17 protein-coding genes and 2 tRNA genes are annotated in these 21,128 nt (G+C 65.8%); 5 read left to right on the top strand and 14 right to left on the bottom strand.

Annotated elements, in window-relative coordinates:
- Window positions 1–4: 4 nt before the first annotated feature.
- From J2X06_RS17125 to xseA, 3 genes are all read right to left on the bottom strand, one after another.
- Entirely contained in the window at window positions 5–1,522 is a 1,518-nt protein-coding gene (locus J2X06_RS17125; protein ID WP_310064550.1) for a vWA domain-containing protein, read from the bottom strand.
- A 456-nt stretch (window positions 1,523–1,978) separates the two neighbouring features.
- Window positions 1,979–3,409 carry an aldehyde dehydrogenase family protein gene (locus tag J2X06_RS17120; RefSeq protein WP_310064548.1) on the bottom strand — a complete coding sequence of 477 codons (1,431 nt, stop codon included), beginning with the start codon at window positions 3,407–3,409 and terminating at the stop codon, window positions 1,979–1,981.
- A gap of 40 nt (window positions 3,410–3,449) precedes the next feature.
- Window positions 3,450–4,793 carry an exodeoxyribonuclease VII large subunit gene (xseA, locus tag J2X06_RS17115; RefSeq protein WP_310064547.1) on the bottom strand — a complete coding sequence of 448 codons (1,344 nt, stop codon included), beginning with the start codon at window positions 4,791–4,793 and terminating at the stop codon, window positions 3,450–3,452.
- 71 nt (window positions 4,794–4,864) lie between these two features.
- Between xseA and ispG the strand changes: the two genes are divergently transcribed.
- Complete coding sequence (gene ispG, locus J2X06_RS17110; protein ID WP_310064545.1) at window positions 4,865–6,130, top strand: flavodoxin-dependent (E)-4-hydroxy-3-methylbut-2-enyl-diphosphate synthase; 1,266 nt, start codon at window positions 4,865–4,867, stop codon at window positions 6,128–6,130.
- On the top strand, window positions 6,120–6,869 hold the full coding sequence (locus J2X06_RS17105) for a phosphatase PAP2 family protein (RefSeq protein ID WP_310064543.1): 750 nt from the start codon (window positions 6,120–6,122) through the stop codon (window positions 6,867–6,869). Before ispG ends, J2X06_RS17105 begins: the two co-directional genes overlap by 11 nt.
- A gap of 3 nt (window positions 6,870–6,872) precedes the next feature.
- On the opposite strand, the gene J2X06_RS17100 is transcribed toward J2X06_RS17105, so the two are convergent.
- From J2X06_RS17100 to J2X06_RS17075, 6 genes are all read right to left on the bottom strand, one after another.
- Complete coding sequence (locus J2X06_RS17100) at window positions 6,873–7,760, bottom strand: DMT family transporter (RefSeq protein WP_310064768.1); 888 nt, start codon at window positions 7,758–7,760, stop codon at window positions 6,873–6,875.
- Between the two features lie 23 nt (window positions 7,761–7,783).
- Window positions 7,784–8,824, bottom strand: coding sequence for a UDP-N-acetylmuramate dehydrogenase (murB, locus tag J2X06_RS17095; protein WP_310064541.1), 1,041 nt, complete (start codon window positions 8,822–8,824; stop codon window positions 7,784–7,786).
- Window positions 8,821–9,879 (bottom strand): quinone-dependent dihydroorotate dehydrogenase, encoded by a 1,059-nt coding sequence (locus J2X06_RS17090; protein WP_310064539.1) that lies wholly within the window; start codon window positions 9,877–9,879, stop codon window positions 8,821–8,823. The genes murB and J2X06_RS17090 overlap by 4 nt, the downstream gene beginning before the upstream one ends.
- Before the next feature lie 242 nt (window positions 9,880–10,121).
- The gene (amaB, locus tag J2X06_RS17085; protein ID WP_310064537.1) at window positions 10,122–11,654 is read right to left on the bottom strand and encodes an L-piperidine-6-carboxylate dehydrogenase; all 1,533 of its coding nucleotides are present in this window, start codon (window positions 11,652–11,654) and stop codon (window positions 10,122–10,124) included.
- A gap of 18 nt (window positions 11,655–11,672) precedes the next feature.
- Window positions 11,673–11,749 (bottom strand) — tRNA-Arg (locus J2X06_RS17080).
- Between the two features lie 147 nt (window positions 11,750–11,896).
- Window positions 11,897–13,870, bottom strand: coding sequence for a patatin-like phospholipase family protein (locus J2X06_RS17075; RefSeq protein WP_310064535.1), 1,974 nt, complete (start codon window positions 13,868–13,870; stop codon window positions 11,897–11,899).
- A gap of 89 nt (window positions 13,871–13,959) precedes the next feature.
- On the opposite strand from J2X06_RS17075, the gene J2X06_RS17070 reads away from it, so the two are divergent.
- Window positions 13,960–14,253, top strand: a complete 294-nt coding sequence (locus J2X06_RS17070; protein ID WP_310064766.1) for a terminase TerL endonuclease subunit — start codon at window positions 13,960–13,962, stop codon at window positions 14,251–14,253.
- A 69-nt stretch (window positions 14,254–14,322) separates the two neighbouring features.
- Here J2X06_RS17070 and J2X06_RS17065 read toward each other — a convergent pair whose 3' ends face one another.
- The 4 genes from J2X06_RS17065 to J2X06_RS17050 form a co-directional block, all read right to left on the bottom strand.
- Window positions 14,323–14,496, bottom strand: a complete 174-nt coding sequence (locus tag J2X06_RS17065) for a hypothetical protein (protein ID WP_310064533.1) — start codon at window positions 14,494–14,496, stop codon at window positions 14,323–14,325.
- A 251-nt stretch (window positions 14,497–14,747) separates the two neighbouring features.
- The gene (locus J2X06_RS17060; protein ID WP_310064531.1) at window positions 14,748–15,218 is read right to left on the bottom strand and encodes a phosphate-starvation-inducible PsiE family protein; all 471 of its coding nucleotides are present in this window, start codon (window positions 15,216–15,218) and stop codon (window positions 14,748–14,750) included.
- Between the two features lie 84 nt (window positions 15,219–15,302).
- On the bottom strand, window positions 15,303–15,749 hold the full coding sequence (locus J2X06_RS17055; RefSeq protein ID WP_310064530.1) for a hypothetical protein: 447 nt from the start codon (window positions 15,747–15,749) through the stop codon (window positions 15,303–15,305).
- A 436-nt stretch (window positions 15,750–16,185) separates the two neighbouring features.
- Window positions 16,186–16,261, bottom strand: a tRNA-Ala gene (locus J2X06_RS17050).
- A gap of 220 nt (window positions 16,262–16,481) precedes the next feature.
- Here J2X06_RS17050 and J2X06_RS17045 point away from each other — a divergent pair.
- Window positions 16,482–17,195 carry a response regulator transcription factor gene (locus J2X06_RS17045; protein ID WP_310064529.1) on the top strand — a complete coding sequence of 238 codons (714 nt, stop codon included), beginning with the start codon at window positions 16,482–16,484 and terminating at the stop codon, window positions 17,193–17,195.
- Here the strand turns inward: J2X06_RS17045 and J2X06_RS17040 are convergent.
- The gene (locus tag J2X06_RS17040) at window positions 17,177–18,616 is read right to left on the bottom strand and encodes a sensor histidine kinase (RefSeq protein WP_310064528.1); all 1,440 of its coding nucleotides are present in this window, start codon (window positions 18,614–18,616) and stop codon (window positions 17,177–17,179) included. The two genes, J2X06_RS17045 and J2X06_RS17040, sit on opposite strands and share 19 nt — an antisense overlap.
- 262 nt (window positions 18,617–18,878) lie before the next feature.
- Between J2X06_RS17040 and J2X06_RS17035 the strand changes: the two genes are divergently transcribed.
- Entirely contained in the window at window positions 18,879–21,113 is a 2,235-nt protein-coding gene (locus J2X06_RS17035) for a YadA-like family protein (RefSeq protein ID WP_310064527.1), read from the top strand.
- Window positions 21,114–21,128 lie beyond the last annotated feature (15 nt).

The following is a 21,128-nucleotide window of genomic DNA, read 5'->3' as shown; positions in this document are numbered from 1 at the left end:
CAGCCTATCGAGAGGAAATCGCGGTTTCCGCATCGCCGCGGATCTGGCGTCGCGCCTGTTCGACCAGTCCGGCGAACTCAGCACGTTCCCCTTTTCGATCTCCCTGGGCAGCCGCGCGCGCCTCGCGCTCGATTGCATCCCATCCCCAGCCATCGAAGGCCGTGCCGCCGCGCAACTCGTCGGCAAACGCGGCGACCGTCGCCGCGAAACGCAACGAATTGCCCGGGTGCGCAACGCGCTGCGAGGCCAGGATCGGGGTTTCGATCAGGCGGCTGCTCGACTGCGCCGGCAGCTTGTAGCGCAGGCGCAGGGTCGCCACTTCGCAGGCCTTGCCTTCGCAGGCGGAAGGACGCTCGGACGTGGCGCCGTAGCGCAACGCAGGCACGCGCGTAGCCGCTGACCCCACCGGCGTGATCTCGTAGAGCGCGGTGACTTCATGGCCGGCACCGATGTCGCCGGCGTCGACCTTGTCATTGGCGAAATCCTCGCGCCGCAGCACACGGTTTTCGTAGCCGATCAACCGGTATTCGGCGACCTGCGCAGGGTTGAACTCGACCTGCACCTTCACGTCGCGGGCGATCGTCATCAGCGTGGAGCCCATCTCCTCGACCAGCACCTTGCGTCCCTCGCGCAGGCTGTCGATGTAGGCGTGGTTGCCATCGCCGACATCGGCCAGCCGTTCGGCCAATGCGTCGTTGTAGTTGCCGGTTCCGAACCCGAGCGTGGTCAGCGCGATGCCGCTCCTGCGCTGATCGGCAACCAGCGTCTCCAGAGCGTTCTGGTCGACGGTGCCGACGTTGAAATCGCCGTCGGTGGCCAGGATCACGCGATTGACGCCGCCGTCGACAAACGCCTGTTTCGCCATCGCGTAAGCGAGGCGGATGCCGTCGCCGCCGTTGGTGCTGCCGCCGGCATCGAGCCGGTCGAGCGCGGCGATGATCTCGTCGTGCTGGTCGCCCGGCGTGGGCGGCAGCACCAATCCCGCGCTACCTGCGTAGACCACCATCGACACGCGGTCCTGGCCGCGCAACTGCGGCACCAGTTGGCGCAGCGCCTGCTTGACCAGCGGCAGCTTGTCGGGTTCGTCCATCGAGCCGGAGGTGTCGATCAGGAACACCAGGTTGGCCGGAGGCAGCGTCGCCTTGGGCACGTCATAGCCCTTGATGCCGATCATCAGCACCTGGCGCTGCGCGTTCCACGGCGCCGGCGCCAGCTCGGTGGTCACACGGAACGGCGTATCGCGCGAGGTCGGGGCCGGGTGCCCGTAGTCGAAGTAGTTGATGAACTCCTCGGCGCGCACCGCATCGGCGGGCGGCCTGACGCCCTGGTTCAACATGCGCCTCACGTTGGCGTAGCTGCCGGTGTCGACGTCGATGGAGAACGTCGACAAGGGCTGCTCGGAGGCGCGATGCACGGGATTGTCGCCATGCGCGGCGTACTTCTCGGTGTTGGCCGGCTGCTGCATGGCGAGGTTGCCGGCACCGAGGCGGGCGCCGGTGACGACAATCGAGTCGAGGGCCATTGAAGCGGGCGGAGGCGGAGGCGAGGACGGCGCTGGCGCGACAAGCATCTTGGCGACATACCCTTCCTGCTGTCTGGATGCGCGCCGCGATCTGGCGTCGGCTTCGGCGGCCACGGCTTTGACTTCGGGTTCTTTGACGTTTTGGGCAGCGGCAGCATCCGCTCGTTCGATTGACTCGACAGGTGCGGGGGCGGCAGCTTCGCGTGCGGTATGACAGGCGGCCAACACGGACAGGATGACAACGAACAGCGTGGTGCGGGCGGGCGCGGTACGGGCGAGGCGTTTCATCGGTCGTTCTCCGGGCGGGTTGCGAGGGAGAACGGGTGAGGGCGGGGAACGGGGTTTGGCCGCGGGCCGGGGTAAACGGATGGATGGTCACCCGCGGCGAGTACATGGAGCTGGTGGACTGACTGACCGGGAAGCTCTGTCGCTTTCGCCGGCAGAGTGACCGCCAAGTCACTCCGTCTTGATCACCAGCAGCCGCTGCTCCGTCATGTCCTCGATCGCGTAACGCACGCCTTCGCGACCCAGGCCGGAGTGTTTCACGCCGCCGTAAGGCATGTTGTCGACGCGGAAGCTCGGCACGTCGCCGACGATCACGCCTCCCACTTCCAGCCGGTCCCAGGCGTGCATGGCGTGGTCCAGCCGGCCGGTGAACACGCCAGCCTGTAACCCGAAGTCGCTGTCGTTGACGCGAGCGATGGCGTCGTCGAAGTCGTCGAACGGTTCCAGCAGTGCCACCGGAGCGAACGCCTCTTTCCGGTACAGGTCGCTGTCGTGCGGTACGCCTTCCAGCAGCGTTGCCGGCACCATGTTGCCGACGCGGTCGCCTCCGGCCAATCGCTTGGCGCCGCCTTTGCGTGCCGCAGCGATCCAGCTTTCGATTCGTTTGGCGGCCGCCTCGTCGATCATCGGGCCGATGAAGGTCTTCTCGTCGCGCGGATCGCCCATGAGCAGCTTGCCCACCGCCGTCTTGAGCTTCTTGCGCAGCTTGTCGTAGATGTCCGCGTGGGCGTAAATACGCTGCACGCTGATGCAGCTCTGGCCGCTCTGGTAGTACGCGCCGAACACCAGGCGTTCGACCACCTGGTCCAACGGCATGCCCGGGTCGGCATCGACGATGCAGGCGGCATTGCCGCCCAGCTCCAGCGTGACTTTCTTGTGTCCGGCCTTCGCCTTGAGGTCCCAGCCGACCAGGCCGCCGGTGAAGCTGAGCAGGGCGATGCGCTGGTCCTCCACCAGTTGCGCGGCATCTTCGTTGGAGCAGGTCAGCACCGAGAACGCGCCCTTGGGCAAGTCGGTCTCGGCCAATACCTGCGCGATGATCAGGGCGCCAATCGGAGTTTTCTCCGAAGGTTTGAGCACGAACGGGCAACCCGCGGCGATGGCCGGGGCCACCTTGTGCGCGACCAGGTTGAGCGGAAAGTTGAACGGTGTGATGAAACTGCACACACCGATCGGTACGCGCTTGACCATGCCGCGGTAGCCGCGCGTGCGAGGCGAGATCTGCATTTCGATCACCTCGCCGCCGATGCGCGTGGCCTCGCCGGCGGCGATGCGGAAGGTGTCGATCAGCCGGGTGACTTCGCCGCGTGCATCCCGGATCGGCTTGCCGGCCTCGATGCACAGCGCCAGCGCGAGTTCCTCGAAGCGCTCGCTGAAGCGCTTCACGCAGTGTTCGAGCACGTCGCGGCGCGCGTCCGGTGGGAACGACGCGACCGCTTCGCGCGCCCGGTGCGCAGCGACTATCGCCTTGCGCACCGCGGTCGCGTCGGCCCTGGCCACGCGCGTGGCGCGCTTGCCGCTGTACTTGTCGAACACCTCCAGGTCGGTTTTGGCTTCGACCGGCAGGTTGGCGAGGTAGTAGGGATATCGTTTGGCGAGCATGGGCGGACCTCCTGGCTGCACGCGATCCGTGGTCTGCGGATTATTCGTCGTGCCCGATTACTTTCACGCGAAGGCTGCCGTCCACCAGACGTGCATCGAGACGGTCGCCAGGCGATGCATCCAGCACGCTGCGCACGATCCGCCCGTCGTCGTGGCTGAGGATGCTGTAACCGCGTGCCACCGTGGCCAGCGGACTGACGGCCTCCAGCGAGCGGGCCAGTCCGCGCAGCCGCAGCGCCTCGTTGCCCAGCCGGCGCGCGATCGCGTTCTGCGGCCGCTGGGAGATGGCGGCCATGCGTTCGCGCAGGCGTGCGATGCGTCGCTGCGGATGCGACGCGCGCAGCACGGTATCGGCATGACGAAGGCGCGCCTCCTCGCGCTCGAACTGTCGTCGCCAGCCGGCGATGAGGCGACGCAGCGCCTCGTTCTGTCGCCGGCGAAGCAGGTCGAGCCGCGCTCGCGGCTTCCATGCGTTGAGGCGCAACTGTGCCCGGTCGGTGCGCTGCATGGCCTGGCGCAGGCGTTGCCCCTGCAGGTTGAGCAGGCGCGCTTCCAGGATGCGCAGGCGGTGCAGCAGGTCGTCACGGTGCGGGACCATCAACTCGGCCGCGACCGACGGAGTCGGGGCACGCACGTCAGCGGCGAAATCGCTGAGGCTGAAGTCGGTCTCGTGGCCGACGGCGGAAACGATGGGAATCGGCGACGCCGCGATGGCCCGCGCCAGGTGTTCGTCATTGAAGGCCCACAGGTCCTCCAGCGAACCGCCGCCGCGGGCCAGCACCAGCACGTCGTAGCGCTCCGATGCGATGGCGTCGCGCAGCATCTCCACGATCTGCGCCGCCGCGCCGCTGCCCTGCACCGGCACGGGCAGGACATCCGCCTCGACCAGCGGGAACCGTCGCGCCAGCACGCTCAGCACGTCGCGCACCGCGGCGCCGCTGGGAGAGGTGATCACGCCGATGCGGCGGACGAAGCGTGGCAGCGGCCGTTTGCGTTCGGTATCGAACAGGCCCTCGGCGGCCAGCCGCGTGCGCAGTTCTTCGTAGGCCCGGCGCAGCGCGCCCTCGCCGGCCTCCTCCATGTGGTCGAGCACCAGCTGGTACTCGCCGCGGGCTTCGTACAGGGTCAACCGGCCGCGCGCGAGCACCTGCAGGCCATCGCGCGGCTGGAAGCGCAGCCAGGTGCTCTTGGGCTTGAACATCGCGCAGCGAACTTGGGCGCGCGAGTCCTTCAACGTGAAATACAGATGCCCGGAGGAGGGCCGCGAGACGTTGCCCAGTTCGCCCCCGACCCAGATCAGCGGGAAGGCGCCTTCCAGCAGGTCGCGCGCCAGCGTGTTCAGCTGGCTTGGGGTCAGGACTTCGCTGGCGTCGTCGTTGCGCATGGAAGGGCCGGGTCGGCGGGCCAAGGTAGCGCAGTGACGGCCCGGGGTCACGCCGGCGGTACAATATCGGCATGAATCAAGACGCTCCTTTGCCCTGCGCCAACCCCGGTTTTGGTCCCCTGCCGCGACGCCTGACCCGTTCCGTACGGATCGGCGACGTCGACGTGGGCGGCGGCCATCCGGTGGTCGTGCAGTCGATGACCAATACCGACACCGCCGACGTCGCTTCCACCACCAAGCAGGTGGCCGAACTGTGGCGCGCCGGCTCGGAGATGGTCCGTGTCACGGTCAACACCGCCGAGGCCGCGGCGGCCGTACCGCGCATCGTCGACAAGCTGGCGATGATGGGCGTGGAGGTGCCGATCATCGGCGACTTCCACTACAACGGGCACCAGTTGCTGACCGCCGAGCCGGCTTGTGCGCAGGCCCTGGCGAAGTACCGGATCAATCCCGGCAACGTCGGCTTCGGCAAGAAGAAGGACACCCAGTTCGCCACGCTTATCGAACTGGCGATCCGCTACGGCAAGCCGGTGCGCATCGGCGCCAACTGGGGTTCGCTGGACCAGGCCCTGGCCGCGCAGCTGATGGACGAGAACCACAAGCTGGCCGAGCCGAAGGAAGCCGCCGAAGTGCTGCGCGAGGCGCTGATTCGCTCGGCGTTGGACTCGGCCGCGCGTGCCGTCGAGTTGGGCCTGTCGGCCGACCGCATCGTGCTGAGCGCCAAGGTCAGCGGCGTGCAGGAACTGATCGCGGTGTATCGCGAGCTCGCCCGTCGCGGCGACTACGCGCTGCACCTGGGCCTGACCGAGGCCGGTATCGGCAGCAAGGGCATCGTCGCTTCCTGTGCGGCGCTGGGCGTGCTGCTGCAGGAAGGCATCGGCGACACGATCCGCATCTCGCTGACGCCCGAACCGGGCCAGTCGCGCACCAATGAAGTCATTGTCGCCCAGGAACTGCTGCAGACCGTGGGCCTGCGTGCGTTCACGCCGATGGTCACGGCCTGCCCGGGTTGTGGGCGCACCACCAGCACTTTCTTCCAGGAACTGGCCAAGCGAGTGCAGGAACACGTGCGCGCGAAGATGCCGGAATGGAAGATCAGCCATCCGGGCGCGGAGAACCTGACGCTGGCGGTGATGGGGTGCGTGGTCAACGGCCCCGGCGAGTCGCGCCATGCCAATATCGGTATCTCGTTGCCTGGCACGGGCGAAGCGCCGTCTGCGCCGGTGTTCGAGGACGGCGAGAAAACCGTCACGCTGCGCGGCGAGAACATCGCCCACGAGTTCGTCGAGCTGATCGACCGCTACGTCGAGCGGAACTACGGCGCGCGTGGCGGTTGAAGACGGCAGTCCCGTAACCGGCGAATTGCGCTACGGCGCGGGGTTCCTGCGCCGCCACGGCTGGCGCCTGCTGCTGGTGTTCATTGGGCTGCTGCTGCCGCTGTGGGGATTCGCCGAACTGGCGGACGAGATCCGCGAGCAGGAAGTGATCCCCTTCGACGAACCGATCCTGCGCTTCGCCCACACTTTGGCACGCGAAGGTTTCGACCGCTTCTTCGTGCTGATCTCGAAAGTCGGCTATCGGTGGGGCGTGGTGCCGCTCGACATCGCGCTGGTGCTGTTGCTGACGATGCTGCGTCGGAATCGGGAAGCCACTTTCGCCGCGATCGCGCTCGGCGGATCGGCGCTGCTCAACATGGCCGCCAAGCCGGCGTTCGCGCGGACCCGCCCTTCGTTGTGGGATTCCATTGCGCCCGAGCTCAACTACAGTTTTCCCAGCGGCCACGCGATGGGCTCGATGACGCTGGCCTGCGTGCTGGTACTGCTGGCTTGGCGCACGCGCTGGCGCTGGCCGGTCCTGGTCGTGACGGTGCCGTTCGTGTTGCTCGTAGGCCTGTCGCGCGTCTACCTGGGCGTGCATTACCCATCCGACATCCTGGCGGGCTGGGCGGCGGCGATGGTGTGGACGGTGGCGGTGTTCCTGACGGTGTACGGCATCCGTCTGCGGCCGTGGCATAGACATGCGAATACCGGGCCGGGGGGCGATCGGTTGCGGCGACCGAATTTTAAGAGGGAATAAGGCTCACTCGCCCGGCTTGGCCCCGGCCGTCGGCGCCTCGGAAGCCGCGCGCCGCGAGAGCAGGGCTTCGCGATGGGCGATGTAGGCGTTGGACGTCAGGATGATCGCGGCGCCGACCCAGGTCCACCTGTCCACGCTTTCGCCGAACCACATCCAGCCCGCGAACGCGACCAGCGGCAGCTGCGCGAAACTGATCGGCGTCAGCGCCGAAACCTCGCCGAGCTTGAGCGCGTGCGTCCACAACACCTGTCCGGCAGTGCCGAACACGCCAGCGGCGACCACCCATACCCAGGCGGTGCCTTGCGGCCATTCCCAAACGAACAATGCCGGGACCAGCGAGATTGGTACCCAGAACAGGTACGTGTAAAGAACGATCGTGTTGGCTGCGTCCACGCGCGACAGCTGCTTGATCTGGATCGCGACGATGCCGCTCAGAACCGCCGACAGCAGTGCGATCAGCGTTCCGGTGGAAAACTCCGCCGAGCCCGGTCGCACGATCACCAGCACGCCGATGAAGCCCATCGCCACCGCGGCCCAACGCCGGCCGCGCACGTGTTCGCCGAGGAACAGCGTGGCGGCGATAGTGACGAACACGGGGGTCGAATACGACAGCGAGATCGCCTGCGCCAGCGGCAGGTGCCCGATCGACCAGAAGCCGGCGAGCATCGAGCCGATTCCGATCACGCAGCGGATGAAATAACGTCCCAGCTGCTGCGTGCGCAGCGAGGCCGGATCGACGCCGATCACCAGCGGCAGCACCGCCAGCAGCCCGAACAGGTTGCGGAAGAACGCGATCTCGAAGGTATGCAGGGTCTGCGAGGCGAAGCGGATCGCGATGACCATGAACCCGAACGAGATCGTGCTGGCGAACATGAAGCCCGCCGCACGCATCGGGTGGTGTGGGGCGGAGGTACTCACCAGGCCGCGCCGATGACCCGTGGTTCCGGTTCGATCGCGACCTCGAACCGCGTCTGCACCGATTCGGCGATGCGCCGCGCCAGGCCGAGCAGTTGCTGACCGGTGGCGTTGCCGTGGTTGACCAGCACCAGCGCGTGCGACGCCGCCACGCCGGCATCGCCGTCGCGATGGCCCTTCCAGCCGCAGGCGTCGATGAACCAGGCGGCCGACAGCTTGCGCGTGCCGGCATCGTTGCCGCGGAACACCGGCATCGCCGGATATTGCGCCTGCAGCGCTTCGGCCTGCGCCTGCGGCACGATCGGATTCTTGAAGAAGCTGCCGGCGTTGCCGAGCACGACGGGGTCGGGCAGCTTGCGGCGGCGTATCGCGATCACCGCGTCGGCGACCTGGCGCGGCGTGGGCGCGCCGATGCCCATGGCGGCCAGTTCGTCGCCGATGCCGGCGTAGTCGAGCTTCGGCGCGGGCGTACGCGGCAGGTCGAACTCGACGGCGGTGACGATATAGCGATCGGGAGCGAGCTTGAACACGCTGTCGCGGTAACCGAACGCGCACGCATCCGCATCGAGACGATGAACTTGCCCGGTGGCAGGTTCGTAAGCCTCCACGGCGTGGATGAACTCGCGTACCTCCACGCCGTAGGCGCCGATGTTCTGGATCGGTGCCGCGCCGACGGTGCCCGGGATCAGCGCCAGGTTCTCGAGCCCGGCGAAACCGTCGGCAAGCGAGCGCATGACGAAACCGTGCCACGCGACGCCCGCGTCGGCGCGGACGATGGCGCGCTCGCCATCGTCCCGGGCGATGCTGACGCCACGACCGGTCATCGCGATCAGCGGCATGTCGGGATTTGCGGCGAACAGCAGGTTGCTGCCGCCGCCGATCACCAGCGGGGGCTGCGCGGCGAACTCGGCGCGCGCCATCAGTTCCGGCAGCGCCGTCGCATCGATCACCTCGGCCAGCAGCGGCGCGGTCGCCTCGACACCGAAGGTGTTGCGTGTGAGCAGCGGCGCATCGTGGAGGATGCGGATGGCAACGCTCATGCGACCGGCGGCACGGGGCCGCGGCTGGGGGCTTCCTTGCGGCGACGCATCGCCTCGACGCATTCGTGCACCAGCGCCGGACCGCGATAGACCAGGCCGGTGTAGCACTGCACCAGTGTCGCGCCCGCGGCCTGCTTGGTGACGGCGTCGGCGCCGGAAAGGATGCCGCCGACGCCGATCATCGGGATCGACTCGGGTAGGCGCGTGCGCATCATGCGCAGCACCGCCGTGGCCTGGCTCATCAGCGGGCGGCCGGACAGGCCGCCCTGTTCGGCGACGAACGGCGAGGCTTCCACGCCAGTGCGAGAGATCGTGGTGTTGGTGGCGATGACGCCATCGACCTGGAGATCGGCCAGCACGCGCGCGGCGGCTTCGACGTCATTGTCGGACAGGTCCGGGGCGATCTTGACCAGCATCGGCACGCGCCGGCCGTGGCGCGTGCCGAGCTTTTCCTGCGCATCGCGCAGTGTGCCGATCAGCCGACGCAGCGCCTGTTCTTCCTGCAACTCGCGCAGCCCGGCGGTATTGGGCGAGGAAATGTTGACCGTGATGTAGTCGGCCAGCGGGTACACGCGCTCCAGGCAGTGCAGGTAGTCGTTCTCCGCCGAATCGTTGGGCGTGTCCTTGTTCTTGCCGATGTTGATGCCGAGCAGGCCGCCCTTGCGTTGGGCCTTCTCGACATTGCGCACCAGCGCATCGACACCGCCATTGTTGAAGCCGAGGCGATTGATGACCGCCTCGTGCTCCGGCAGGCGGAACATGCGCGGCTTCGGATTACCCGCCTGCGGCCGCGGTGTGACCGTGCCGACCTCGACGAAGCCGAAGCCGAGCGAGAGCAGGGCGTCGATGTGCTCGCCGTTCTTGTCCAAGCCGGCGGCCAGGCCGACCGGGTTGGGGAACGTCAGGCCGAAGGCCTTGGTCGGCAGCGGAGCCGGACGGCGCGACAGCAGTGGATTGAGGCCGGCGCGATAGGCCACCTCCATCGCCTGCAGGCCAAGCCCGTGCGCGGTCTCGGCATCCAGGTGGAACAGGAAGGGGCGGGCAAGTCCGTACATCGATCAGGGGTTTTCCGCTTTGGCTGTCATCCCCGCGAGGGCGGGGCCAAGTGTCTTCCGTGCTGCCGCTGTGGCTCGTTCTTGTTTTGCTCGTCTTGCCTCGGCATGTCTTGCGTCGGCGCGTCTTGCTTTGGCTCGTCATCCCCGCGAAGGCGGGGATCCAGTGCCTTCGATTCCCAAGTGCTGCAGCGAACAACCGTCAGGCACTGCATCCCCGTTTTCACGGGGATGACAGCAATCCATTACAGGTCGAACTTGATGCCCTGGGCCAGCGGCAGCGCGTCCGAGTAGTTGATGGTGTTGGTCTGGCGGCGCATATAGGCCTTCCACGCGTCGGAGCCCGACTCGCGGCCACCGCCGGTTTCCTTCTCGCCGCCGAACGCGCCGCCGATCTCCGCACCGGACGTGCCGATGTTGACGTTGGCGATGCCGCAATCCGAGCCGGCCGCCGTCAAGAACGCCTCGGCCGCCTTCAGGTTCTGCGTGAAGATCGCCGACGACAGGCCCTGTGGCACGTCGTTCTGCAGATGGATGGCCTCGTCGAGATCGCGGTACTTCATGACGTACAGGATTGGCGCGAAGGTCTCGGTCTGCACGACTTCAGCGTCGTTGGTCAGGCCGGTCACGATCGTCGGCAGCACGAAGTTGCCGGCGCGTTCGATCGCGGCGCCGCCGGTCTCGACCTTGCCGCCGGAGGCTTTGGCCTTCTCTACCGCTTCGAGATAAGCCTGCACCGCGTCAGTGCTGTTGAGCGGGCCCATCAGGTTGGTCGGGTCGGTCGGGTCGCCGATCTTCTTCTCGACCTGCTTGTAGGCCGCGACCAGCTTGGCCAGCACGTCGTCGTAGATCGACTCGTGCACGAACAGGCGGCGCGTGGTCGTGCAGCGCTGGCCGGCCGTGCCGACCGCGCCGAACGCGATGGCGGGGATGGCCAACTTCAGGTCGGCGCTGGGGTCGACGATGATCGCGTTGTTGCCGCCCAGTTCGAGCAGCGAACGGCCCATGCGGCGGGCGACGCGCTCACCGACGATGCGGCCCACCTTGGTCGAGCCGGTGAAGCTGATCAGCCCGATGCGCTTGTCGTCGACGAAGCTGGAAGCCAGCTCGGTGCCGGCGTCGTTGAACAGATAGAAGATGTCCGGGAAGCCGCCAGCACGCAGCGCCTCGTTGCAGATCTTCATCGAAGCGATCGCCGACAGCGGGGTCTTCGGCGAGGGCTTCCAGATGGTGATGTCGCCGCAGATCGCCGCGATGAACGAGTTCCATGCCCAGACCGCGACCGGGAAGTTGAACGCCGAGATCACGCCAACGATGCCGATCGGGTGCCACTGCTCGTACATGCGGTGGCCCGGACGCTCGGAGTGCATGGTCAGGCCGTACAACTGGCGCGACAGGCCGACGGCGAAGTCGCCGATGTCGATCATCTCCTGCACTTCGCCGTCGCCTTCCGGCTTGGACTTGCCCATTTCCAGCGCCACCAGCGAGCCCAGGGCGTCCTTGTGCTTGCGCAGCGCGTCGGCGCACAGGCGGATCGCCTCGCCGCGGCGCGGGGCCGGGGTGGTGCGCCACACCTTGTAGGCAGCCTGGGCGCGCTCGACGATGGTGTCGTAGTTGCCTTGCGAGGAGGCGTAGACCTTGCCCAGCACCTCGCCCGTGGTCGGATTGATCGGCTCCAGGATGCCGGCGTCGCGGGTGGGCGACCACTGGCCGCTGCCCAGGTAAGTGCCGGATTCGCTGTCGTTCAGGCCGAGCGCGGCGAGCACGGGATGGGTCATTGCAAACTCCTATAGGGATGGCGGCCCCGACACGATTCGAACGTGCGACCTTCCCCTTAGGAGGGGGACGCTCTATCCAGCTGAGCTACGGGGCCTTGCTTTTGGATCAATGGCTTACAGTCGCCGAGGCGGTGCCTCGCCCACAAGGCCGGGCGCAACCGACTGCCGCTGATCGTTTCATTGTATCAACTGCTGAACGGACATCGCCCGGCTCTGAGGCGGCTGGCAGCCGGTGGAGGCGCTCAGAACGTTGGCGTGATCTTCATCTGCGGGAGCGGGCGAGGGGCTCCGTCGGTCAGGTCCGGGCGGAGTTCATCCTTCCATTCCCGTCCTTGTTCGGTGAGACCCCCGAGCAGGTCCGCGGCCCCGTCGCGCTTGGCCTGCGAGGAGAATCGGTAGGAAGGCGGCATGCTGCCCGAACTGGCTGTCGCATAAGCCGCAGCGTACGCCGGAATCCTGGGTTTGCAGTCGGCGCCCTCTGCCATCTCCATCGTGTACCGCTGATAGGCGGAGGCAAGGTTGCGCCAGCGAACCCAGTAGTGGTTCTCGAAGGAGAAAGCCTGGAACCGGGTTCCGGCGGCCGTTCCTTTTTTCGAGATCCGGGTGAGCACGTTCTGCGGCATGTCGAGGTTCATGCCGCCTTCGTCGCCGTGCAACGAGACGTGGACGATGCGGTCGCGCTGGCCCGGCGCGCGTGATTGCAGCAGGTCACGCCAGTTCTGCATGGTGGCGATGATGGCGAACAGGAACCCCGATACCTCCTTCGCCGCGATCGGGTGCGTAATCGATTGGTAGGTCCGTTGCCACCCCTGGTTGTTTTCGGTGGGCAGGAAGACCGCGTCCTCGATCTCCTGCTGTTCGCCGGTGCGTGCGACCTGCGGCAAGGGCCGGTCCGAGTCGTCGGTCTTGGGGTAGACCAGGTTGATCGCGAATGTCGGCCACAGCGGCAGCGCCGCATCGAACAGATGGATCGGGAAGTTGCTGGCGATGCCCCCATCGGAAAACCAGCAGGTGCGAAAAGCAGTAATGGTCGAGGTCGCCTCGCCACCGGTTGCCAGGGCTTCGGTACTTTCGGCCACGTTCTTTTCCGCAAGCCCGCTTTCCTGCGTGGCTGGCTCTTCGGTCCTGGGTTTTCGACTACGGGCCGCAGGCTCGTGGAGCGGAACTGCACTGATGATCAGCGGAAAGCTGAGGCTCATCCGCATTCCGACCAGAACCGGCAGGTTCTCGCCAGCGGGCAGCGGGTGGAAAGTCTTGCCCGCTACTTCGATCGAATCTCCGCCCTGCTTGACCATCCAGTCGACCACGGACTTGGGGAACAGCAGATCGAACTCTTCGCGCAGAAACCAGAAGTTGGCATCGTTGAAGGGCAACGTCCGCGGTTCGCGGTGGGAGACGCCTGTCGTGATCACCTGCAGGCTGATCGCATGCTTGGTCTTGGGTTCCCCGTCATAGCGCTGCGCGGCGTGAAGATCCGCGAATGTCAGCGGCTCGGCCATCGGCTTGCCGGACAGTTCCTGCAGTACACCATGAAGCCATTGGGTGAGCGCTGGCTTGGGCTGGCGGCGGGACGGCGCGGTCCCCGGCTCGGGAGCTGGCGCGGGATGTGGGGAGAGACCGGTGCACAGACCCAGCAGATTCTTGCGTGCGACCCGCGCGACACGCAGTGCCGAAAAAAGCGCGCCGCCGGCATAGGCGCAGAGCAGGGCAGGCGCGAGCGCGGCCCAGACTCCCTGGCGATCCGCCGCCCAATAGCCGATGCCCAGGAACGCGGCGAGGATCAGCAGCGTTTCGATTGGCGCGATGGCGACTACCGCGACCAGCAGCGCAAGAAGCTTGCGGAGCGCACCGTTGTTGCCGGCCAGGATCACGATCAGGCGGTACGCGTTACGCGCCCCTTTTGCAGGTTGGAACAGCCCGTAGATGAATCCCTGCGATGAGAGCTTGCTGGAGACCGCGGCGAGCCCCTCGAATCCCATCTTGTTTGCGTCATGCTGCGGCATGCGGTCCCCGGTTCGATCGCCGGCGGCCTTGGCTCGATCGCCCATGGCGGCTGCGGCCGAAACCGCCGCCGCGATCGCGCCGGCCGAGGTTCCGCCGATGTTCTTGAACCGGTATTCCTTCGCGAGCGCGAGAACGGCATTGGGATACACGATGCCGCTGGTGAGCCCACCCTTCATGACGAGATCGCAATACTTTGCGGGCTGGCCTGTCATTGTTCCCCTCCGTGGTCGGTCGATCGGAATGATGCCATCGGTTCGGCCCGTTTCGACCGTTGAGATATTGCGTGCTCGCGGGCGACGGGATGACGTGCATCGGTTTCGGGCAGGGCTTTGCCAGCATGAGCGGCCCTGCCAAGGAACTCGAACGGCGCATCGTTGGCCGCGAGTTGCAACACGACGGCAACCCGGTGTTGCGCTGGATGGTCAGCAACGTCACCGTCACGCAGGACCCGGCCGGGAACATCAAGCCGGATAAGGCCAAGAGCACCGAGCGCATCGACGGCATCGTCGCCGCGTGCATGGCCATCGGCCGCTGGCAGCAGGCCGAGGCTGCGCCGAGCGACCCCTATGCCTCGCGCGGCCTGCTGTTCGTCTAGCGCCTGAATTAAGCCGGGTCGCGGAGCGGCTTCGGCCGTCTGCGCCAAAGAAAGGCGCATGGCCACGCACTACGTCAGCAAGCCGAGTAGATCCACTAGCTCGCCCTTAGGTAACTTTTTACCCCTGTTGTAGACGTAGGCAATCAGCTTGGCCTTTTGAGCGGTTGTCAGCTTGAAGTACTTGTCTCCGATCTCCTCCAAGCCGGAGATCGCCATAAAAATTCGAGTGGCGAACGGGTACATGCATGCCGTCGTCGTTATCCAGCCAGCCTTCCGCCTTGTTGAAGGCGGCTTCGAGTTGACGCGCAGATGCCGGGCGTATGTTGCGAGCTTGAGCATCCTCAGGGGCAGCCAACCACTGATAAATCTGACTCTTGTCCTTGCCGGTTGCGGAAGCCAAGGCGATTACTGACCCGGCTTCAGCGGGCTTGAGCGGCGACAAACAGCGGATGCATCAGGTCGTCATCAAGTATGGATCGCCGGTGCCGTCCGCCTCAGGCGCCGGCTTGACCATTATTGGCTCCCCGTTCTTTGACCAGCCAATAGGTCACGCCCAAGGCCACAGTAGCGCCTGCCAACCCAAACAACTGATCCGCCGAGACTGTGTGCAGGTCCAGGATGATGAACTTCCTGGCCAGGGCCAAAAGAGCAATGAGGATTACAACCGTGGTCTGGATGATGCTCTGTTGTCGAGTGACCACGTATTGGAGCGTGTGGTTGAACTCGAGCGCGATCAGCAGCGTCATGATCTCGCCAAAGATGGTCTGAAATACAACGTGATCCAAGGGATCAAAGGCGCCGAGCAGCAAACCGGAGATGACTGCAAAACTGAGCCGGAAGAGAGCGACGACGATGATTAGTCCGATAAGCAGGGTCAGGACGAGAGCAACGATGCTCTCGAACCTCTGGTAGTACGTAAGCAGCGGCCAATCATCCTTCAGACGCTTGAGTCCGGGTGAAGACATGGGTTGCTCCTACGCTTTTCTTTCAGAGGCGCCTAACGCCTGAATTAAGCCGAGCCGCGAAGCGGCTTCGGCTTGAATGAATTGTTAGCCTTCTGGCCCGTCAAGTTTGGGCATTGATTGCCAGTAGGCGCCAAGAACGGGCAAAGGCTTATCTGACTTGATATGCACGGATTTGATGACGGTTCCGTCCGGAATCTTAGATTCGCAGGCGCATGAAACACAGGCGGAGAGCTCCTCGCTCGAAGTAATGGCACCGTGCATGGCCCAAGCTTGCCCAACACTATCAAGTTGATATTCCTGGCCGTTATCGGCAGTGAGCAAGGCCGAGACCTTTGCCCCTTGGAGCAAGGATTCAAAGTCTCGGTCCATTTGTGCCTGCGGCCCCAATGGATAGTTTGCCTTTAAGACGACGCAGGCATTGGATATGCCCAGTGCCTTCATTTGATCTTTGCTAGTTAAGGTGCGGCCTTGAGGGTCCAGCTCAAATGGCTCCGAGGAAAGGGCGACTGTCTCCCAGCCCGCGAACTGCATCGTTGCTTTGTCGAGCCGATCGCAACTGGCTGTCAGAAGGAGTGCTATGAGAACTAGCCGACGCATCGCTTTCCCCAGAAGGCTAACTACTGATTAGACGGACCCGTGGGTCCGGTTATACGTCCAACGCCACACCCCGGCGAATGGGATGCAACCCCCTGATTCGGCTTGAGCTTATGTAAGCTGGGTCCGGCTAACAAGCCGACGTATAACCGGACCGAGTGCGCAGGCATCGGAGGTGCAGCCGGTTCTTCAACGGCGGGCGCCGGATCATGTTCGATGGTGTCGGCGCGGACTGGTCGACGTGCATCAGCGCAGCGAAGCGGCGGCCAATGATCGTGGGGAGCGGTGCGCGGATATGCCGCTATTTGCTGTTACCACGCTGTTACGAAAAAGCCGGCACTTGGCCGGCTTTTTGATAACTCTTTGAATTTATTGGTGGAGCGGAGGAGGATCGAACTCCCGACCTTCGCATTGCGAACGCGACGCTCTCCCAGCTGAGCTACCGCCCCACGTATGGGGTCAAAGTCTAACGGGCGGAGGAGATTGGCGCTAGCCCTGCGGGGGGCGCGGCGCGAACTCCCGCCAGATCGGCATGCCTGGGGATGAGAGAGGGGCCGTTCAGTCGGCCTCGCCAGCGTGCATGCCGCCCGGCAACGAACCGTTGCACGCGCGGCATCTGACCGGCGCCCACCCCAGCGTAAGATGCCGCCTCCTCACCTCCGCCCGCCCATGAGCTCACGCCCGGTCGCTTACGACAACCTGCGCATTGCGCTGCTGGAAGACGATGACGTGCTTCGCGATGCGGTGCTGGTGCCGCGCATGCGCGATTTCGGGTTCGATCTGGTGGCCATGCGCACTGCAGCGGAACTGCAGGACATGCTGGCGTCCGATCCGCCGGACGTCGTGGTTCTGGATATCGGCCTGCCCGACGCCGATGGTTTCGAACTGGCCCGCAATCTGCGCGACAGCGATCCGCGCCTGGGCATCGTGATGCTGACGGGTCGCGGTGAAACCGACGACCGCATCCGCGGGCTGGTCGAAGGCGCCGACGCGTACCTCGCCAAGCCGGTCGACTTGGGATTGCTTGCGGCGACCCTGCACAGCCTGGCGCGGCGCATCGGCCGCCAATCCAACACGGCGTTCCGCCGTTCCAGCGGCAAATGGCATCTGGATGCCGATGGCTGGTGCTTGATCACGCCAAGCGGGCACAGCGTCGCCCTGAGCAAGACCGAGCGCCGGCTGATGAAGCCGATGATGGCGGCGGCCGGTCGGCTGGTGACGCGCGCGCAGATCATCGATGCGCTGACTTCCGATGTGCACGAGTTCGACCCGCACCGGCTCGATTCGCTGATCCATCGCCTGCGCCGCAAGGTCAACAGCGCCAGTGGCGAAGCCCTGCCGTTGACTTCGGTGCACGGCGAAGGCTACGTGCTCCAGGCGTAGTCGATCGCCTGCTGCAGGGCCGGCGGCGCGGCGATGGCGAGCGGCAGCGCGATGCACACCGTCGTGCCGCATCCCGGCTCGCTCTCCAGGTGGATCTGGCCGTTCGCGCCGGCGATCAGGCTGTGCGTCGTGGCCAGACCGAGCCCCGTGCCCGCGCCGGCCGGTTTGGTGCTGAAGAACGGTTCGAAGACGCGATCGATCATGCTGCGCGCAATGCCGTGGCCGGTGTCCGACAGGCGGATATCGACCACGCCTTGGGCACAACGTGCGGTGATGCGGAACTCGCCGCCTTCTTGCATGGCGTCACGTGCGTTGGAGGCGATGTTGAGCATCGCCAGTTCGAGATGGCCACGATCGACGAACACCGGCATCGGGTCGTCGGCGACGTCCAGGCTGACGGCGATCGTGCGCGGCAGCAGCCGGCGCAGCATCGGCTGTATCTCGCGCAACGCCCGACCGGCATCGACCAGCACCGGGTGCGACTGGTCCGGGCGGCTGAAGTGGAGCAGGCGCTTGTTGAGGTCGATGCCTTTCTGCGCGGATTGCTCGATGCCGTCCAGGGCGTCGGCCATCTCGTAAGCGGTGGTGCGAAGGTCGTGGTCGGTGTCGTCGAGCTGGTGGCGCGTATGCGTGTAGCCGACCACCACGCCGAGGATGTTGTTGAAGTCGTGCGCGACACCACTGGCCAGGCGGCCGACCGCCTCCATCTTCTGGGAGTGGATCAGTTGCGATTGGGCGCGCTCGCGTTCGCCGATCTCCCGATACAGGTCGCGCCGCCGTTCCTCGGATTCGGACAGGCTTGCGCGCAGCGCGGTGATGCAGCGGTCCAGCACCAGGGTGACGACGAAGTAGCTGAAGATCGCCGAAGGCAGGTAGTGGAAAGCCATCTCCACGGATTGCCCGCTCTCCTGTGCCCGCAATGCGTCGGCGCAGAAGCCGGCGACGAAGATCGCCACGATCGCCAGGAACACCGACCACAGTGCTCGCCGTCCCAGCACCAGGCCGCCGATCGCCAGTGACAGCATCTGCGATGTCTGGTCGACCGAGTGCGTCTGGAAGCCGAGTTTCAGATGGCCTATCAGCAACGCCACCAGCAACGACGACACGAACGTGATGACCGCGGGGCGGAAGCGACCGTAACGGATCATCACCACGCCGCAGAACGCCAGCGCCGCGGTAACCATGTCCATGGCGCCGACCAGCAGCCACCCCGTAGGAACGTCATCGAAGCGGGACAGATGCCGCGCCCAGCTGATCGGCAACGTCGTGCCGAAGACGAGGAACAACAGTTGCATCGTCGGCGCATTGCGGCGATCGATGGGATCGTCGATCGGCACGCGCGCGAGCCATCCCATCGCCGGAGCGATGGCGCGGCGGATGGGGCGCAGCAGCGATTGGACGAGGTGGTCGAGGGGACTCATCAGTGTCTGGCTTCGTAAAAAGCGTGAGAAATAGGGAAGAAATACGGAAGTTCGCGTGCGTGACAAGTCATCTGAGTGAAACGTAGTGTCCCAATCGTTCCATGGACTGGCGCGACAACGAGTATGTCGCGTGTCGGGACGAATGCCGCCGAGGAGTTCGGCGAGGGAGAGGGGAACGACATTACCGCGCGTCGCCACGACGCCGCGTTCCTTCTGATTTCACACGACTATCAGCCGAAAGGGTCGGAAGACAATGTTTTGTATGCTCGGGGAGAAGAACACCGGCGCGCAGATCGACATGCGCCGGCATGCTGCAGCAGGTACACGGGACAACACGATTCGGCCGCTGGCGCGCCACGCGCTGGCCGTTGCCATGGCACTGGCCTGTGTGGCGCCTCTGCCGCTGATGGCCGCAGTGCCGACGGCGAACAAGTCCGTCGACGCGAAGAACACGGCGGCTGTTGAACCGATCGACGGCGCGGCCAACGACACGCTCGTCGAAGCGGCCGACGCAGCATCGGCGGAGAATTACTTCCAGGCCGATGGCGCGGGCGACGGCAGCGATGCCGCGTTCACTGACGGCGTCCATGCGGTCGCAGCGGGCGCGTCGAGCTTTGCCGGCGCGGAGAATGCCGCCGCATTCGGTTACGGCGCGGCGGCCCTGGGCATCGACAGCACCGCAGTCGGCGCGCTGACGCTCAGCCTGGGGCAGGGCTCGTCGGCATTCGGCTTCGGCACCACCGCGACGGGCGACTACAGCTCGGCGATCGGGTACGGCTCCAATGCCGGCGGATTCGCATCGATTGCGATGGGCTACAACGCCAGCAGCAATGGCGCTGGCGCGATCGCGATCGGTACCGAGGCGTATCTGACGGTGGGGCCGTTCGAAGGTATCGGGCACTTCGTCACCCGCGCCGACGGCGTGCTGTCGACCGCGTTGGGCCCGGGTGCCGCTTCCGACGGCGACGTATCGGTGGCCATCGGCCCGGGCGCCGAATCCTATGGCGCGCTCAGCGTGGCCATCGGCCACCGCGCGCAGGCGACTGAAAAATCCGTGGCAGTGGGCAATTTCGCCGAGGCGCACGGCTACCTGAGTTCCGCGTTCGGCAGCGAGGCGGAGGCGACGGGCAATGGCAGCACGGCCATCGGCGGTGCTTCGACCGCCCGCGGCGAAACCTCGACCGCGATGGGCGGGGGCACGCTTGCCAATGGCGACCAGTCCACCGCAGTCGGCGCGTATGCGATGAGCTGGGGATACCAGTCGGTGGCGTTGGGCAACGCCGCGCTGTCCCAGTCCGAAGGAACAGTCGCGATCGGCTTCCAGACCTTCACCTGGGGCGAAGGCAGCGTCGCCCTGGGCTATCTCGCGCAGACCGGTGGCGATCGTCCGCTCAAGGAGCTGCCGCCGCCCTGCGATCCGAACACACAGGATTGTGGCGGCGTCATCATCGGTCCGTTCGATTACACCGGGCCCGAGCAGCCGTTGCACGCGGTCGCGATCGGCGAGAAAGCGCACGCGTTCGGCAACAACAGCATGGCGCTGGGCTACAACAGCCTGACGATGAGCGAGAACAGCGTCGCCCTCGGCGCAGGTTCCATGACCGATCGCGACAACACGGTGTCGGTCGGTGCCTCGCAGGACTGGATGCGCCGTGACGGCTCGACCGTCGCCGCATTCACCCGCCAGATCGTCAACGTATCGGCGGGTACCGAAGCGACCGATGCGGTCAACGTCGCCCAGCTCGGCCAGTACGCCGGTGCGCTCGGTGGTGGTGCCAGCATGCAATCGGGTGTACTCGGCGCACCGACCTACGCCATCCAGGGCGCCAGCTACAGCGACGTCGGTGCGGCGCTCGCCGCGGTGGACAGCCGGCTCAGCGGTCTGCAGGACAGCGTCGACAACCTGCCGCCTCCGCCGCCGCCGCCGCCGCCGACACAACCGGAGCCCCCGCAGCCGCCCGCGACCGGCGATGGCATCGCCTACGACGGCGCCGGCAAGACCAGCCTGACGTTGGCCGGCGCCAACGGCACGCAGATACGCAACCTCGCCAATGGCGTGGCCACGACCGACGCCGCCACCAAGGGGCAGGTGGATGCAGCCGATGCCGCCACGCTGGCCAGCGCCAACAACTACACCGATGTCACCGCCACGCGCACGCTGACGTCGGCCAACGGCTATACCGACCAGCGCTTCCAGACATTGAGCGACCAGTTCAGCGACTTCACCCAGGACATCGAACGCCGTTTCTCGGATCAGGACAAACACCTGGACAAGATGGGCGCGATGAACTCGGCGATGATGAGCATGGCGATCAACGCCGCCAATACTCACAGTCCGCGCGGGCGAGTGGCAGTCGGCGCCGGTTGGCAGAACGGCGAAAGCGCGCTCTCGGTCGGCTATGCCAAGCCGATCGGCGATCGCGCGTCCTTCAGCATCGGTGGTGCATTCACCGACGACGACAGCTCGGCCGGCATTGGCTTCGGCCTCGACCTCTGACCACCTCCAGGCGCC

The organism is Lysobacter niastensis, assembly GCF_031457115.1.
Taxonomy (GTDB): domain Bacteria; phylum Pseudomonadota; class Gammaproteobacteria; order Xanthomonadales; family Xanthomonadaceae; genus Lysobacter_J; species Lysobacter_J niastensis_A.
This window is presented reverse-complemented; position numbering and strand designations above follow the sequence as displayed.

Coding starts and splice junctions, on each gene's coding strand:
- murB (WP_310064541.1), bottom strand. CDS start 8,824: ATGAGCGTTGCCATCCGCATCCTCCACGATGCGCCGCTGCTCACACGC.
- J2X06_RS17040 (WP_310064528.1), bottom strand. CDS start 18,616: ATGAGTCCCCTCGACCACCTCGTCCAATCGCTGCTGCGCCCCATCCGC.
- xseA (WP_310064547.1), bottom strand. CDS start 4,793: ATGCGCAACGACGACGCCAGCGAAGTCCTGACCCCAAGCCAGCTGAAC.
- J2X06_RS17055 (WP_310064530.1), bottom strand. CDS start 15,749: ATGCAGTTCGCGGGCTGGGAGACAGTCGCCCTTTCCTCGGAGCCATTT.
- J2X06_RS17125 (WP_310064550.1), bottom strand. CDS start 1,522: ATGGCCCTCGACTCGATTGTCGTCACCGGCGCCCGCCTCGGTGCCGGC.
- J2X06_RS17065 (WP_310064533.1), bottom strand. CDS start 14,496: ATGTACCCGTTCGCCACTCGAATTTTTATGGCGATCTCCGGCTTGGAG.
- J2X06_RS17045 (WP_310064529.1), top strand. CDS start 16,482: ATGAGCTCACGCCCGGTCGCTTACGACAACCTGCGCATTGCGCTGCTG.
- J2X06_RS17090 (WP_310064539.1), bottom strand. CDS start 9,879: ATGTACGGACTTGCCCGCCCCTTCCTGTTCCACCTGGATGCCGAGACC.
- J2X06_RS17060 (WP_310064531.1), bottom strand. CDS start 15,218: ATGTCTTCACCCGGACTCAAGCGTCTGAAGGATGATTGGCCGCTGCTT.
- J2X06_RS17120 (WP_310064548.1), bottom strand. CDS start 3,409: ATGCTCGCCAAACGATATCCCTACTACCTCGCCAACCTGCCGGTCGAA.
- ispG (WP_310064545.1), top strand. CDS start 4,865: ATGAATCAAGACGCTCCTTTGCCCTGCGCCAACCCCGGTTTTGGTCCC.
- J2X06_RS17075 (WP_310064535.1), bottom strand. CDS start 13,870: ATGACAGGCCAGCCCGCAAAGTATTGCGATCTCGTCATGAAGGGTGGG.
- J2X06_RS17035 (WP_310064527.1), top strand. CDS start 18,879: ATGCTCGGGGAGAAGAACACCGGCGCGCAGATCGACATGCGCCGGCAT.
- amaB (WP_310064537.1), bottom strand. CDS start 11,654: ATGACCCATCCCGTGCTCGCCGCGCTCGGCCTGAACGACAGCGAATCC.
- J2X06_RS17100 (WP_310064768.1), bottom strand. CDS start 7,760: ATGCGTGCGGCGGGCTTCATGTTCGCCAGCACGATCTCGTTCGGGTTC.
- J2X06_RS17070 (WP_310064766.1), top strand. CDS start 13,960: ATGACGTGCATCGGTTTCGGGCAGGGCTTTGCCAGCATGAGCGGCCCT.